Origin of the sequence: Desulfocicer vacuolatum DSM 3385 (assembly GCF_900176365.1) — a bacterium.
Lineage (GTDB): Bacteria > Desulfobacterota > Desulfobacteria > Desulfobacterales > Desulfobacteraceae > Desulfocicer > Desulfocicer vacuolatum.
The window spans coordinates 1-15,404 of sequence record NZ_FWXY01000041.1; the positions used below are offsets into that span (position 1 = coordinate 1).

The following is a 15,404-nucleotide window of genomic DNA, read 5'->3' on the forward strand; positions in this document are numbered from 1 at the left end:
AATGAACAATTTTGTGCTTTCAACAATTCAAACTTGGAGTAAAAATAAATAAAAAACTACGAGATAAAACTCTCCATAAAAAAGGGGTTGACCCGGGGTCAGGCTTTCGTTATTGACATTATCGAGGCTTTTTTCGTTGGCAAAGGCCTTGGTCGATAACATCAATAACAAAAGCCTGACCCCGTCGGCACACTGACCCCATCGGTACATTTAAAAATGCCGGCTTTGAAATGAAGTCCGAAAGTTGAGTTTATATGAAACACTCCATAAATCAGAGGTGTATTTCAAGCTTTGTTGTGGGCAGGCCGAGGCCAGAATACGGTCTGCCCGTGGCAGTTTATAAGAAATACTCTGCAAACCGGGGGTGTATTTCAAGGGCGTTATTAGGTGTTGGTGATCTGTTCTTAATCTGTTTACAGCCAGGCTAAAAAATGTTTTCAACCATTCGATCCAAACTGTTTTTGATATTTTTTTCCCTGGGACTTCTCCCTCTTTTAATCTCCATTTTTTTTGCCTATCACACCATGGCACGCACCATGACCATCCAGACCAATGAACAGCTCACAAAGCTGCTTGATAAAACAGCAGAGCAGATTCAATTTTATTTTGAAGCCAGGGAAAAAGAAATTGTTCTTTTATCCAATTATCCCTTTATTCAATTGTCTTTTCTTCAATTTGAATTTGGCCAGCGCCTTGATACGGTAAAACGCCTTGTATCTGATTATGAGAAAAAAAATCGTTATTTTAACGCAATTCATCTCATTGATCTCAATGGGAACCTCATACTCACGGAGCCTGAAATTCAAAATAATGGAACATCTGATGGACCGTCGTACTTAAATGACCCCACCGGGTGGCGTTCCATGATTGATGAAAATCTTAAAACCACTTTTATTCCGGGTCGGGACGGTGTTTCCGTTCCTGTTGTACTGATATCCAAACGGGTTTATGATTTTGAAAACCACCAGCTTCCCGTGGGAATGATTGTTTTTGATATTCATCTGCCGTCCTTTACTCAATTTGTCTCTTCCATTAAGGTTGGTGCCCGGGGATATGCTTCCTTGTGGGACCATCGGGGAGATTTGATTTTTCATCCTGAAAGATCTGCAATGCCGTATCCGGGGGGGCCCGGCAAAGAAAATCCTGGGCTTTCCGCATTGATAAAAAAAATGGTGAATGGAGAAAAGGGACGCGGTGATTATGAATTTAACGGTATCAAAAAACGATTGATTTTTACCCAGTGCGGTGTAATGAACTGGCGGTTGAGTATTTCCCTTGAAAAATCAGAACTCATGAAAGATATCATCACCTTGCGCTATCGAATGCTTTCTTTTTGTGCTGTTATTACTTTTTTAATTGTTCTTGCCTCCTATGCCTTTGGAAAAAGTCTTTCCACGCCCATCAATCGCCTCATTGATGGTGCCCGGGCCGTTGGCGACGGAAAATGGGACCATTTTATTTTGGTTGATTCCGGTGATGAACTCAGCTCCCTGGCTGATGAATTTAATAAAATGACGTCACGTTTGAAAAAAAGTGTTCAAGAGATCATGGCTCTTAAAAGTTTTAACGAGGATATATTAAGAAGTGTCCCCAGCGGTATTATTACCATTAACCAAGCCTTGGAAATCACCTCTTTTAATGCCAGTGCAGAACGTATCCTTGAAATGAGTGGCACTCTTTTAAATCAAGAAAAATATTCAGAAGATTCTTCATTGACTTCTTTTTCTTCTGGTGCGCAAGAGGTGCTTAAACGCTTAAGGGCCTGTGTAAAAAATAATATCATCATGGCCAACCGACATATAGAGCAGACGTATGCAAGTCAGGGGCAGGAAGATACACCCAGAGTGATTGAGCTGACCACTTCTGCCCTTAAGAATGTGCAAGAAGAAACCGTGGGGGCCATTGCCGTGATCCGTGATATCACAGAGAAAAAAAGGATGGAGGCAGAGATGATAAGAGTGGATCGTCTGGCTTCCCTGGGAGAACTTTCTGCGGGCATGGCCCACGAAATTAGAAACCCCCTTGCCGGTATGAAAACCGCCACCCAGATTCTTGCAAAAAGGGTTTCTGATGCTCCGGGAAAAGAGTTGATCCAGGGAATACTACATGAAATTGATCGACTCAACAAAATTGTGACGGATCTACTCAATTTTTCCAGGCCCAAAAAACCCCTTCCCGCCAGTGTGGATCTTTCTGAAATCATTGAAAGATCTCTTACCCTTGTCTGGAAAAATATGAAACAGTCCAAGATTAAGCTTGTCAAAACCGTGGATGAAAAGTTGCCACGGGTGTTTGTGGACAGGGAGCAGATTGAACAGGTGTTTTTAAATCTTCTGCTCAACGCTGTAAATGCCATGCCCGATGGGGGGCATTTGAATATCAGCATTAAATTAAGAAAAAAAGAGGGAACTCAGGAGAGAGTTGGAAAGAAAATTTCATTAAGGAGCTTGGTCCCCATGGTGCCGGTAAAACAGATTGAAGTGGTTTTTCAGGACACAGGCCATGGGATTAAAAAAGAGATCCTCTCAAAAATATTTAATCCTTTTTTTACCACCAATCCCGGGGGGACCGGGCTGGGATTGTCCATTGTGCAGAAACTTCTGGAAAAGAACAGTGCAAAGATAAATATAGAAAGCGTGGAAAATAAAGGTGCCCGGGTGACCCTGGCCTTTCCCATCATGGAATCCAATGATTCCCTTTGCAATGGAGATATCAATGCAGGATAAAAGGCTTTTGATTGTGGATGATGAGGATGTGTTGCGCACCTCCCTTGAAACAAATTTTAAAATAAACGGTTTTAATGTAAGGACCGCACAAAGTGGAGAAGCTGCCATTGAATTGCTGGAACAATTTTCTCCCATGGTGATTCTGTTGGATTTGAGATTGCCCTCCATGGACGGCATATCAGTGTTAAAAGAGATCAAAAAAACAAATTTTGATGTCAATGTGGTGATCATGACCGCCTATGCTGATACCCAGACAACGGTGGAAGCTGTAAAATGCGGGGCCTATAATTTCATTAATAAACCTTTTGAACTTGAGGAACTTGAAGCTCTTGTTCATAATGCCTTTGAAAACATTGAATTGAAGCGGGAGGTTGATTGTTTAAGGTATCGCCAGAAAAAATTTGAAAAATATGACGATATTGTTGGAAAAAGCCGGGTCATGCAGGATATTTACAGTCAGATAGATCGCATTGCAGAAACAAAGGATACAACGGTTCTTATCCGGGGGGAGAGCGGTACCGGGAAAGAGCTGGTGGCCGGGGCTATTCATCATAAAAGTCGCAGGCATCGTCACCCTTTTATGGAAATTAATTGTTCTTCCCTGCCTGAGACCCTTTTAGAAAGTGAGTTGTTCGGGCATGAAAAAGGTGCTTTCACCGATGCCAAGGGCACAAAAAAAGGCCTTTTTGAACTGGCAGATACAGGCACCCTTTTTCTGGATGAAATAGGAGACCTTCCCCTTTCCATACAGGTAAAACTTTTGGGCTTTTTGGAAAAAAAGCAATTTAAGCGACTGGGATGTGGCAGGGATATCAAAGTTGATGTACGCATTGTCACGGCAACCAACAGAAACCTTGAGCAGGCCATTTCCCAAGGACTGTTCCGGGAAGATCTCTATTATCGATTAAATGTGGTCACCCTTTTCGTTCCGCCGTTAAGGGAACGTCAAAGCGATATTCCATTGCTTGCCGGCTATTTTCTGGAGCAGTTTTGTCGGGAAATGGGAAAAAAAAAGATGACTTTTTCCAGGGACGCATTGGCGTTGCTGACCGGACATTCGTGGCGGGGCAATGTGCGTGAATTAAAAAATGTGGTGGAACGGGCCGTTATTTTTGCCCGGGATCTCACCCTGGGGCCGGAGAGTCTTGGTGCTGAATTTTCTCAAATTCAGTTGAGGAATACTTTTTCGCCCATGGGTTTTTCAGCTCCATTGGATCATGGAGAAGATATTGAGATGGTTCTGGCACAAAAAGAGATGGATTTGATCACAGCAGCCCTTGAGAAAACAGACAATAATAAAACAAAGGCATCTGAAATACTGGGCATAAGCCGTTTTGCTCTGAACCGAAGGCTCCAGAAACTGGACAGGATGCGCAGGCAATGAAATTATTCGGTTGGAGTACCTTTTTAAAACTTTGTGGTGGGGTTGCATCATTCTTAAAGGTACAACTGATAAAAAAGCGTGGTTTCATTTCCATGGCGGTCTGTTGTTTTATTTTCTTTTTTGACACACTGTGTGTGGCCCGGATGTCACCCTATGACATTGCCATGATTACCTGGAGAAGTGAAACTCCGGCAGAACTGGGCTTTAAAAATCGCCTTGAAAAAAGTCCTTACCCCATAAGATATCATATATTTAATGCAGATCAGGATGTTAACAAGCTTGGAAATATTATTACCACTGTTCTTCAAACCCCGCCTGATATTATTTATGTTTTTGGTACCACCGCCACCCGGCAGGTGATGGCCCGAACAACGGATATCCCCATTGTGTTTAATGTGGTAACAAGGCCGGTGAAGGCGGGGATTATTGAGAACTGGAAACATTCCGGCAATAACACCACAGGGGTCAGCAGTCTGGTTCCTTTAAATTCCCAGCTCAAAGCGTTGAAAAAAGTGGTGGATTATAAAGCGCTTTCCGTATTGTATAATCCACTGGAACCCAACTCTCGCATACAAATAGAACAGCTCCATCGTCTGAGTGGCCAGATGAATTTTGAGCTTAAGGTCTACCCCATTACAGGTGCAGGGGATGTTGACAATGCTGTTTCAAGCATGGGAAATCAAGCCCATGCCGTCTATTTACCTTCCGATTCCAAAATAAGTTCTCTTGGGAAAAAAATCATGCAGCAGGTGAATCAGTTTAATATTCCTTCCTTTGCTGCTGTGGAAAGTATGGTATTAGATGATGGTGCATTGATGGGGCTGGTACCGAATTATTATGACCTTGGTACCCTTGCCGCATTAAAGGCCATCCGAATTTTAAATGGTGAAAAACCCGGAAATATTCCCTGTTCCACCTTGAATTATTTTCGGATATTAATCAATATGAAAACCGCCGAAAAAATCGGTGTGCAAGTTCCCACCTCCCTTCTGATTATTTCAGATATCATTGTGCGATAAAACCAATGTGTGCGGATGCCGCACGTGGCTTTGTTCGGAAAACGCTCTTCTTTTTATGAGCTTAAATCTATGAAATTTTATTAAGATCTTGTTTATACATGATTTTTTGCCTTTAGTTCGGTGTTGGCACCATTGTTGCTATTATTGTTTGGTAAGATATCTGCAGATATTTATTAACGGCGATATCGTTACGCCAATGGGCAAAATCGTTCCATGGTAAAGCGATTGTTGCTGTGCTAAGGCGATCCTGTAATCTTTTCTGTGCATAAACATGGAAAAGCCATTCCCAATGGATACGCCCCCTCTTTTTTTGATTTTTTTCAGAAGAAAAAGAGTTCAAAATTTGAGTATTGGGTATCAACATTTCACACATTAAAAGGAGTTTTCAAGCATGGCAATGCAATGTAGCGTATCTACTCCCAACCGTCATGGACGGTTATTTATCATCAAGTCTGCCGTAATCATGGGCCTTGCCCTTTTTTTTGTTTTATCAGCGGGATTTACCCACCAGGGGGAATGCAAAACATGGCGATTAAAGTTTCAAATGGCCTGGCACACCCAGCATCCCCAGTACAAGGCCTATAAAGAGTTCACAAAAAGGGTGAAGAAAGCCACCAACGGTCAGTTGAAATTTACCATTTTCCCGGCAAGTCAGCTTATCGGAAGAAATGAGGCTCTGGATGGATTAAAAAGCGGTACCATTGATATGCTGGCAAGTTGTGGGGCCTATTATCATGGAATGGTGCCCGAAGGAGATGTCGACTGGCTTCCCTATGTTTCTTTAAACAGAAGAGCCTCTTTCTGGGAGTTGATGAACAATAAAGGGGGAGGAGAAGGGGGGCGATTTCACGATATTATTTATGATTCGTATCTTAAAAAAGCAAATTCCGTATGGTTGACCAATGTTATCTGTGGCAGTTCCGGTATTATTGGTCGGGGAGACAACCAGTATAATACTGTTGAATCGTTAAAAAATATTAAACTCCGGGCCGCAGGCGGGGTCAGTACCCGGGTTGCCAAGGCATGGGGGGCCTGTCCCGTAACCATGGCCACCGGAGAAATCTATCCAGCCCTTCAGCGGGGAACGGTGGATGCGCTTTTGTTCTATGCCTATGGTCTTAAGGATTACAAGTTTTTTGAAGTGGCAAAAACATTTACCCGACCTCCGGTTTTTACCTGGGCCGATGATCTCTGGATCAACAAAGATGCACTGGAACGCCTTCCCCAGAATTTAAGAGATATCCTTATCAAAGTTTCCCATGACTGGGGTAGATGGGCCAGCTGCGAATACTGGCCGAACTATGAAGCTGAAAATGAAAAATGGTGCCTGGAAAACGGTGTGAAATTTGTTGAATTTGACAATGAAAATATCAGAAAATCCAAAGAGATGCTCAATGTTGTCTGGGACTGGTACGCCAATGAAAGCAAGGGATGTGCAGAGCTTGTGGAAATCATTAAAACCAAAGAAAAGGAATGGGACAAAATATGATGGGAAAGATATCACAGTTCAACAAGATCATGGGGGAAATGGCCGGATGGATTGTGGTGGCCATGATGCTCACCATCAGCTTTGATGTGGCCATGCGTTATCTTTTTAACGCTCCCACCACATGGAGTTTTGAAGTGAATCGCTATATGCTCATTATGGTGGTTTTTCTGGGTGGTCCATGGACCCTTACGGCAGGGGGGCATGTCAGTGTGGATCTTGTTACAGATACAATGGGCGGTAAAAGAAAATTAAGGTTGGATATTGTTACATCTGTTATGGCATTTGCTTATATGCTCATGTTTACCTGGGAATCCATGGTTTTTACCTGGGATGCCTGGGAAAATGCCACAAGAAGCACGGAATATCTGGCCTGGCCCCTGTGGCCCATCCGAATGTTTCTGGTTGTGGGTGGCGCCTTGCTGTCAATTCAGTACCTGATAAAAATAACCGAAGATACAGTTAAATTAAAGACCATGAAAGGAGCTGCCTGATATGGAGTGGTATATTGTTCTTGCCATCCTTGTTATTTCATTGACCCTTTTTCTATTCATTGGACTACCCGTTGCATTTTCATTGGGATTCTTGAGTATGTTGAGCGCCCTTGTGTTCTGGCCCGGTACCACCGGTCTTTATGGGGTGGCCCTGGCAGGTTATGGTCACATGGGAAATTATACCCTTGTGTGTGTGCCCTTGTTTATTCTCATGGCCCAGCTGGTGATGCACAGTCGCATGGGTACGGACAGCTATGAGGTTGCTGACCGGTTTTTGCGCCAGCTTCCCGGCGGGCTTGGCATGACCAGTGCGGTTTTTGGTGCCATATTTGGCGCTGTGTGCGGTGCCAGTACTGCCGGTACCGCAACTGTGGGGCTTTTATCTCTTCCTGAAATGATGAAACGGGGGTATCAGTCGGGTATATCCGGGGCCATTGTGGCCTTTTCCGGGGCACTTTCCATTTTGATTCCCCCCAGCGTTATTTTAATTCTGTACGGCACCCTTGCAAATGAATCCATTGGCGCTCTTTTTGCCGGCGGCATTATACCCGGTTTATTGATGACCATGTTTTCTCTGATCTATATTTACATGCGGGTCATGATGAATCCTGACATTGCGCCCAGGGATGAGGTTCGATATACGTGGAAGGAAAAACTGTCATCCCTGTGGAAAGTGTGGTCTTTGCTTGTGGTTGTTTTAATGCTTCTGGGGACCATTTACTCGGGTATTGCGACCCCCACCGAAGCCAGCGCCATTGCCTGTCTTTCTGTTTTTATCATTGCACTTGTAAAACGCAGTCTTGATGTTAAAACGGTGAGAACCGCATTGATGCAGACGGTGAAAACCACGGCCATGATCGGCTGGATTATCATCGGAGCCACATCATTCGGGTATGTGATTATCTATTCCGGTTGTGCTGCTGAGCTCACTGACTGGGTGATTTCTTTGCCCGTTCCAAGCACTGTGATTGTGATAATTTTGATGTTGGGATTTCTTTTCATGGGAATGTTTCTTGATCCGGCGGCCATTGTCATGATGACTACGCCCATTATCCTGCCCATTCTTCTGGCCCTTGAGATCAATGTTTTGTGGTTTGGGGTACTAATGGCCATTAACATGTGTGCCGGTAATATTTCACCGCCCATGGGATTGAATCTTTACATTGTCAAAGGGCTGATGCCCAATGAGATCAACCTTGGGGGGCTTTTCAGGGCTGCCTTGCCTTTTATGGTTCTGGATGTGGTCACCATTGCACTTGTCATGATTTTTCCGGGTATTGTTACCTGGTTACCGGCATTAATGGTCTGATCGTTAAAATTTATCACAGACTCAACTTTCGGGCTTCATTATTTCAAAGCCGGCATTTTTAAATATACCGATGGGGTCAGCGTGCCAACGGGGTCAGGCTTTTGTTATTGATGTTATCGATTAAGGCCTTTGCCAACGAAAAAAGCCTCGATAATGTCAATAACGAAAGCCTGACCCCACCACGAAATGCGAACACCGAAAGTTGAGTTGCATATGGGCACACTGATTCTTATGGTTCTCTCCCATGAAAAGTGTGTCCATCAAGAATCGCTCTTACCATGGTAGATAGTTTTTTTCTGTTCACCGGTTTCATGAGCAAAGCTCTGGCACCTGTTTTTTCAATGGTGTTTTCATTGATCCGAGAGCTGTAACCGGTACAGATAATAATTGGCAGATCCGGTCGGATGTTTAAAATTTGGGGGGCCAGCCTCTCTCCGGTCATGTGGGGCATGGTCATATCCGTGATTACCAAATCAAAGGCTTCTGGTGTTTTCCGAATCATTTCAAGGGCATCCAGACTGCTGTTTGTGCTGATGACGGTATAGCCGCACTGCTCCAGAATCCGGGAGATTAATTTGGCGATCATGGGTTCATCATCAACCACAAAAATGCGCTCTGTACCTGTGGGTAGGGTTTTTTCATTGTTTTTAATGCGTTTAACCCGGTGTGTCACCGCAGGAAAAAAAATAGTAAATTTTGTTCCTGTTTCAGGGTTACTTGTAACGCAGATCTCCCCATTACAATTTTTGATAATTCCATGAACAACGGACAATCCCAGTCCTGTACCCTCCCCCGGGGGTTTTGTGGTAAAATAGGGTTCAAATATCAGGTCAAGATTTTTTTGGGGAATCCCTTTGCCGGTGTCACTGATTTTTATGACAACGTATTTGCCATGGGCAATATGGGGGATCCCGGCGGGGGTATTGTTTTTGTCAATGTCCATATCCTGCATTGAGATTTTCAGTGTTCCTTCGTCCATATGCTGCATGGCATGGGCGGCATTTGTGGCAAGGTTCATGAAAATTTGGTGCAATTGGGTGGGATTTGCCATGATTTGTCCATTGCTTTTCACTTCATTAACAATGCTGATGGAGCTGGGAATGGTAGAACGCAACAGTTTGAGAACTTCTTTTGCAATGAGACTGGCCCTTAAAGGTTCAATTTTTTCATCAGATTTTCTGGCAAAGGTGAGAATCTGTTTAATGAGTTCCTTTGCGCGGTTTCCCGCCACATTGATTTCAGTGAGATTTTCAGCAAGTTCCTTATTTTCTGCGGCATGATCAAAGGAAAGTTCCACAAATCCCAGAATAATGGAAAGAATGTTGTTAAAGTCGTGGGCAATACCGCCTGCAAGGGTGCCCACTGCCTCCATTTTCTGGGCCTGGATTAATTTTTTTTCCAGAAGTTGGCTTTTTATGAGTTCTTCGGTGTATTCTTTATTTTTTTGGACAAGGGCCCGGGTTCTCTGATCAACTTTAATTTCCAGATCATCCCTGGCTTTTCGCAAATCATTTTCCAGGGATTTTCTTTCTGAAATATCCCGGATAATTCCCATGGTCCCGATATATAGGGTGGTGGATGTTTCATCGTCTTGTGTGTAAAGTCCTGTGCTGTTAATTTCCACAATTACATCGTCGGAGTTCAATTTTTTAAGATGTCCATAATAGAGCCGGGAACTGTCCCGGCACAGTAACTTTATCTCCAGACCTGTGGTTTTCCTTTTACCTGTACGCCGTTCGTCAAACAGCTTTATGGGTTTTTTTTGTTTTTTTAGACGATGGCTGTCATTTAAAATTTTGTTCAGGGAAATTTCTTTTTCATATCTGGGAACAATGATTGTGCGAAAATGTTTTCCCATGAGTTCATCAGGGGTGTATCCAAGTTTTTTAACGGCATCATTGATAAAGGTAAACCTGCCTTTGGAGTCAATTCGATAGACAATATCGGGAATGGTTGCCACAAGGCTGCAAAATTGTTTTTCCGAGGCTTCCAATGCTTTCATATTACGGGCCAGGCTTGCGTTGGCCATCTCCAGGGATTCAGTTCGAATTTTCACCATTTCCTGGAGACAATCCCGGTGTTCCCGTAATTTTTGTTCCGATTTCTGTAGTTCATGGGTTCGTTTTGCCACCCGTTCATCAAGTTCAAGGGTCAATTGCATTAACTCGGAATTGGTTTTGTAAAGCTCCTGATGAACCTCATCAAGTTCTGATCTGAGTTTATTGCAGATGGCTTTTTCCTGCTTCAATTGTCTGGCCAGTTCCTTGTATTCCATGCAGCTGTCTCCCCAACATGATTTGTTTTATAACCGCCACGGGCGGACCGTATTCTGATTCGGTTTCGCCCACAACAAAGTTAGGAATACTCCCCGGGGTTGCGGAGTATTTCATATAAAACGAGCAATGTGGCGTCATCTGTTTCCTTTGCCAGATATTTTTGCATAATTTGTGTTGTCTCATTTTATCACCACGGTGAGATAAAGATCTCCTCTTTCACCATTCAACCCGGCTTTACCCATTTCGGCCAGGCGAAGACGACTGCCGTTTTTCACTCCGGACGGAACTGAAACCCGGTACATGCGTTTATAAAATCCCCAGGGAATATTGACCAGCTTGCGGGTGCCGGTGTGGGCCTCCAGCTGGGTGATCTTAATTGTGCCGTCAAGATCCAGTGAGTTGTCAGCACCCGGTCCGGTTCGGATGATCTGCAAATTGGGACTCTTTTTCCGGGCCGTGATGGATTTAATCTTGTCATCGGCTCCGGCCCTGGGAATTCTGGTACCAAGTTTTACCATCACAATGCCGGCAATAAATCCCCCCACATGGGCCCACCAGGCAATCCCGGATGCAGCGCCACTTTCGGTGGCATTGTAAAACTGCATGGCAAACCAGAAACCAAGAAAAAGAAATGCGGGAATTTCAATGAACCAGGGAATGATAATAATGGGAATCAAGGTAAGAATTTTAGACGATGGATAGAGAATGAAATAGGCCCCCATAACCCCGGCAATGGCCCCGCTGGCCCCGATGGTGGGAATGGCGGAGGTGGGGTTTAGCATAAAATGAAGCAGGGCCGAAGCAATGCCGCTTAAAAGATAAAATCCTGCAAACCGCAGTGCCCCCAGATGATCCTCCACATTATCTCCAAAAATATAGAGAAACCACATATTCCCCAGAAAATGCCACAGCCCGCCATGGAGAAACATATAGGAGAGGATGGAGAAAAGTTTATTGGAAAATGAAAAATATGTTGCCAGCTGGGGCAGGGTGAATTTGGCAGGCACAAAACCGTAAATGTAAACAAAGGATTCCACATCCGGTCCCATGGTGGCCTGGGAGAGATAGACAAAGGTATTCAGGGCCATGATGGCGTAGGTGACCACGGGAACAGTACGTGATGGTATGGTATCTCGAATCGGTATCATGTCATCTCTTTGCGAGTTGAGGATTTGTTTTACTTTTTACTATATCAACTTTCGGGCTTCATTTCAAAGCCGGCATTTTTAAATGTACCGATGGGGTCAGTGTGCCGACGGGGTCAGGCTTTTGTTATTGATGTTATCGACCAAGGCCTTTGCCAACGAAAAAAGCCTCGATAATGTCAATAACGAAAGTCTGACCCCATCACGAAATGCGAACACCGAAAGTTGAGTTACTATATCATCCTTTTAAAAGGAGTTCAGCTAAAAATGTGGAAAACGGCGTTATATCTTTTTACGTTTCCTTTTCTTTTACAAATATGCTTTAATTTTGTGTTTATATTTTTTTTATATGAAATACTCCGCAAACCGGGGGCGTATTTCAAGTTGTGTTGTGGGCAGAACTGCATCAGAATAAGGTCTGCCCGTGGCAGTTATATGAAATACTCCGCAAATCTAAGGAGTATTTCAATCTTTGTTGTGGGCAGGCCTGGATCAGAACACGGTCTGCCCATGGCAGTTTATAAGGATGTTTTTTTAATTGAATCTCACCGCCAATGAAAAGAAGACGTTTTTTCTTCATCTGACCTATGCCTTTCTATCCGGCATCATTCAAGGGGTCCTTGCCCTGAATGAATTTGTATTTATCAAAAGCCTCCACGGATCTAACTTTCAACTGGGTTTCCTTTTTCAGTTCAGTGTGGTGGTGTTTGCCTTTTTGTTTATTTTAAATGAGTTTTTAAAACGCATCACCAATAAAAAAAAGCTTCTCATGGTGGTGGGAATTATTACCCACTTGCCCATGGCATTGCTCGCCTTTTTTCCCCATGCCCAGCCTTCCCCCATTTATAACTATCTTTTTCTGGGGATTTTTCTGGTCTATTTTATGGGGTGGCCGGTGACCCTGCCGCTGATCAATTTGTTTTTGAAAAACAGCTACAGGCATGCCCATTTTGCAACCCTGTTCAGCTATGCCACATCCGTTACCAAAGCAACTATGCTGCTGGTCACTTTTGGATATGGCCTTCTCCTTGATCTGGACAATTATGCATTTACCTGGATTTTTCCCGGGGTGTCCCTGCTGGGTATCGGGGCCATTTATCTTTTAACCCGCATTGATTATCACCATCCTGAGTCAGTGGCCGATATTTCCCATCAGGGGATGGTGGCATCCATTGGCCAATCCGTAAAAAATATGCTGGAAATATTAAAGGATAATGCACCCTACCGGCACTTTGAAATTGGGTTCATGCTTTATGGTGTTGCCTATATGATGTCCATCACAGTGATCACCATCTTTTTTGATGATGCACTTCATCTAAATTACGCCAGTGTGGCTTTTTATAAGAACGGTTATAATGTGGTGGCCATTTTGCTGTTACCCCTGTGCGGACGACTCATGGGAAAAATTGATCCACGGCTGTTTGCCGGTATGACCTATCTGTCCATGTTTTTGTACATTGTGTCCGTGGCACTGACAGAGTTTTTTGCTTTTCATTTTGAAATGTGGGACATCCGGTTTTATTATATGTTGTTGCCATATATGGTTTTTAACGGGGCCTTTGTGGCAGGTATGTCCCTTTTGTGGAGTATCGGTTCTGCTTATTTCTGCAATGATGAAGATGTGGCAGATTACCAGTCCTTGCATCTTTCCCTGGTGGGTGTCCGGGCGTTGTTTGCCCCCCTTGCCGGGGTATGGCTTTATGAGATGATCGGATTTGCCTTAACCTTTTCCATTGCTGCCGCTCTTCTGGTGCTTGCCATGGGAATGATGGTCTGGTCGCATAAAAAACAGGCGCAATGAAATTAACTCCAAGGGGTTCTCTTTCGGGAACACGCGGATTTTTATTTGTTTTGGATGTCCCCAGCAAGATTTTGAAAAATTTGTTAAACATAGCGATGTAAACTGCTAACATGCTAAACTGAAAATCACACAAGACCGTAGAAAAAGTGCGAAATAGTAATGATTCTTTGCTTGGAATGCGGGCATGGCGAGTCCTTTCAATCACATTATATGTGGATTTGCCGTTGCCTCGCACGCAAGATAGTGTGGTTAAAGAATGGGGGTGGATTTTTTACGAAAACATCAATTTTGGGATTCATCTAAAATTTTTCGCACTGTGACCGCAAATTCAGACCTGTCGATTGGTTTCATAGCAAATGCTTTGAATCCTATCTCAGATGCTTTTTCTACAGAAATATTTTCACTGTATCCCGTACAGAGCATGGTGGGTATTTCCGGTCGGAGTCTTAAAATTTCAGATACAAGCTGATCCCCGGTCATATGGGGCATGGCCATATCTGTGATAACCAGATCAAAGGCGTTTATATCTTCTTTAAACACCTTCAGCGCTTCCCTGGGATCTGTATGTTCTTGAACGTGATATCCCAATAGTTCCAGACGTTGTTTTCCAAGTTTGAGCAATACGGGTTCATCGTCAACAAAAAGAATTTTTTCATTCCCAGTTGGTAAATCTGTACGTTCATCAGAGTCTTTTTCAATTTGCCCTTGGTAAGCAGGGAATAAAATAGTGAACGTCGTTCCTTTATTTGGGGCGCTTTTAACAAAGATGACGCCACTATGTCTTTCTACAATACCATGAACAATGGCCAATCCAATGCCGGTTCCTTTACCGATTTTTTTGGTTGTGAAATAGGGCTCAAATATTCTATCAAGGGTTTTATTATCCATGCCGCTGCCTGTATCAATGACCATGAGCTTGACATATTGACCCGGACTTAGTGCGGGATGAACGGCTTTGCAACCCTCATCAAACGACTCATTGCTCAGACTGATTTTGATAGTGTTGCCTTTGTTTTTCATTGCATCAGCGGCATTGGAACAAAGGTTGATGAGAATTTGATTGATTTGCGTGGGATTACCGGAAACCGGCGCTGTGTCCTTTGATATGTTCTGATGGATGTTGATATTTGCCGGAATGGATGATCGAATTAATTTTATGGACTCTTTTACAATGGGGCTGATATCAATGGGCTTTAGTTCTGCATTATCTTGTCGGGTGAATGTAAGGAGCTGTTTGACCACATCTTTGGCTCTCAGACCCGCTATTCGTATCTCCTCTGAATTTTCCCTTGCAGCGCTCCACTCTGGTAATTCATCCATTAAGAGCTCATTGTTACCGACAATAATACTGAGAATATTATTGAACTCATGGGCAATACCGCCTGCAAGGGTTCCGATGGATTCCATTTTCTGAGCTTGAAGTAATTGATTCTCAAGCTTTTTTCTCTCTGATATATCCACATGGGTGCCAACAACTCTGACAGCCTTGTTGTTTTCATCAAATATGGCATTTGCCCTGGAAAGAATATCCACCCAATGCCCGTCTTTATGCTTCATTTTAAATTCGATTTCAAATTTATCACGCTGCCTGGTGATGAGTTCATTGTGCATATTCCATGAACGTTTGCTATCTTCAGGACTTGTCAAAGCCTCCCAGGTTGAGAGATTGTTAGATTCTTATCTCTTATTTTCGTGTTGTTTTGGCAAAAGAATTATGTAGACTACTCATAACTATTTGCCAATTCAGGGATTATCACCATTGAT

The 15,404-nt window shown here is 43.5% G+C and carries 14 protein-coding genes and 1 pseudogene; 9 read left to right on the forward strand and 6 right to left on the reverse strand.

Annotation, left to right across the window (positions count from 1 at the left end; genetic code table 11):
• Window positions 1–254: 254 nt before the first annotated feature.
• The 4 genes from B9A32_RS21980 to B9A32_RS20065 are packed head-to-tail and all read left to right on the forward strand — an operon-like array spanning window position 255 to window position 5,129.
• Window positions 255–428, forward strand: a complete 174-nt coding sequence (locus tag B9A32_RS21980; RefSeq protein WP_212638039.1) for a hypothetical protein — start codon at window positions 255–257, stop codon at window positions 426–428.
• A 3-nt stretch (window positions 429–431) separates the two neighbouring features.
• Window positions 432–2,726 carry a PAS domain-containing sensor histidine kinase gene (locus tag B9A32_RS20055; RefSeq protein WP_084071804.1) on the forward strand — a complete coding sequence of 765 codons (2,295 nt, stop codon included), beginning with the start codon at window positions 432–434 and terminating at the stop codon, window positions 2,724–2,726.
• Entirely contained in the window at window positions 2,716–4,110 is a 1,395-nt protein-coding gene (locus tag B9A32_RS20060) for a sigma-54-dependent transcriptional regulator (RefSeq protein WP_084071807.1), read from the forward strand. The genes B9A32_RS20055 and B9A32_RS20060 overlap by 11 nt, the downstream gene beginning before the upstream one ends.
• On the forward strand, window positions 4,107–5,129 hold the full coding sequence (locus tag B9A32_RS20065; RefSeq protein ID WP_084071809.1) for an ABC transporter substrate-binding protein: 1,023 nt from the start codon (window positions 4,107–4,109) through the stop codon (window positions 5,127–5,129). Before B9A32_RS20060 ends, B9A32_RS20065 begins: the two co-directional genes overlap by 4 nt.
• A 112-nt stretch (window positions 5,130–5,241) precedes the next feature.
• On the opposite strand, the gene B9A32_RS21985 is transcribed toward B9A32_RS20065, so the two are convergent.
• A complete protein-coding gene (locus B9A32_RS21985) occupies window positions 5,242–5,493 on the reverse strand; it encodes a hypothetical protein (RefSeq protein ID WP_212638040.1) in 252 nt (83 codons plus the stop codon).
• Between the two features lie 27 nt (window positions 5,494–5,520).
• Between B9A32_RS21985 and B9A32_RS20070 the strand changes: the two genes are divergently transcribed.
• The 3 genes from B9A32_RS20070 to B9A32_RS20080 are packed head-to-tail and all read left to right on the forward strand — an operon-like array spanning window position 5,521 to window position 8,418.
• Complete coding sequence (locus B9A32_RS20070) at window positions 5,521–6,618, forward strand: TRAP transporter substrate-binding protein (RefSeq protein ID WP_084071812.1); 1,098 nt, start codon at window positions 5,521–5,523, stop codon at window positions 6,616–6,618.
• The gene (locus tag B9A32_RS20075) at window positions 6,603–7,109 is read left to right on the forward strand and encodes a TRAP transporter small permease subunit (protein WP_084071815.1); all 507 of its coding nucleotides are present in this window, start codon (window positions 6,603–6,605) and stop codon (window positions 7,107–7,109) included. The genes B9A32_RS20070 and B9A32_RS20075 overlap by 16 nt, the downstream gene beginning before the upstream one ends.
• 1 nt (window position 7,110) lies before the next feature.
• Window positions 7,111–8,418 carry a TRAP transporter large permease gene (locus B9A32_RS20080; RefSeq protein ID WP_084071817.1) on the forward strand — a complete coding sequence of 436 codons (1,308 nt, stop codon included), beginning with the start codon at window positions 7,111–7,113 and terminating at the stop codon, window positions 8,416–8,418.
• A 229-nt stretch (window positions 8,419–8,647) separates the two neighbouring features.
• Here B9A32_RS20080 and B9A32_RS20085 read toward each other — a convergent pair whose 3' ends face one another.
• The 3 genes from B9A32_RS20085 to B9A32_RS20090 all read right to left on the reverse strand — a co-directional run bounded on the left by B9A32_RS20085 (window position 8,648) and on the right by B9A32_RS20090 (window position 11,842).
• Window positions 8,648–10,693 (reverse strand): hybrid sensor histidine kinase/response regulator, encoded by a 2,046-nt coding sequence (locus tag B9A32_RS20085; RefSeq protein ID WP_084071820.1) that lies wholly within the window; start codon window positions 10,691–10,693, stop codon window positions 8,648–8,650.
• The gene (locus B9A32_RS21990; protein WP_212638041.1) at window positions 10,638–10,808 is read right to left on the reverse strand and encodes a hypothetical protein; all 171 of its coding nucleotides are present in this window, start codon (window positions 10,806–10,808) and stop codon (window positions 10,638–10,640) included. Before B9A32_RS21990 ends, B9A32_RS20085 begins: the two co-directional genes overlap by 56 nt.
• A 65-nt stretch (window positions 10,809–10,873) precedes the next feature.
• Window positions 10,874–11,842, reverse strand: coding sequence for a rhomboid family intramembrane serine protease (locus B9A32_RS20090; protein ID WP_084071823.1), 969 nt, complete (start codon window positions 11,840–11,842; stop codon window positions 10,874–10,876).
• A gap of 432 nt (window positions 11,843–12,274) precedes the next feature.
• On the opposite strand from B9A32_RS20090, the gene B9A32_RS22440 reads away from it, so the two are divergent.
• Window positions 12,275–12,397 carry a hypothetical protein gene (locus B9A32_RS22440; RefSeq protein ID WP_269749051.1) on the forward strand — a complete coding sequence of 41 codons (123 nt, stop codon included), beginning with the start codon at window positions 12,275–12,277 and terminating at the stop codon, window positions 12,395–12,397.
• A complete protein-coding gene (locus B9A32_RS20100; protein WP_084071826.1) occupies window positions 12,378–13,640 on the forward strand; it encodes an MFS transporter in 1,263 nt (420 codons plus the stop codon). Before B9A32_RS22440 ends, B9A32_RS20100 begins: the two co-directional genes overlap by 20 nt.
• A 282-nt stretch (window positions 13,641–13,922) precedes the next feature.
• On the opposite strand, the gene B9A32_RS20105 is transcribed toward B9A32_RS20100, so the two are convergent.
• Both B9A32_RS20105 and B9A32_RS22445 read right to left on the reverse strand, forming a co-directional pair.
• Window positions 13,923–15,047 carry a hybrid sensor histidine kinase/response regulator gene (locus tag B9A32_RS20105; protein ID WP_269749052.1) on the reverse strand — a complete coding sequence of 375 codons (1,125 nt, stop codon included), beginning with the start codon at window positions 15,045–15,047 and terminating at the stop codon, window positions 13,923–13,925.
• Between the two features lie 27 nt (window positions 15,048–15,074).
• Window positions 15,075–15,293: pseudogene (locus tag B9A32_RS22445) on the reverse strand (PAS domain-containing protein); the annotation flags it as partial.
• Between the last annotated feature and the right edge of the window lie 111 nt (window positions 15,294–15,404).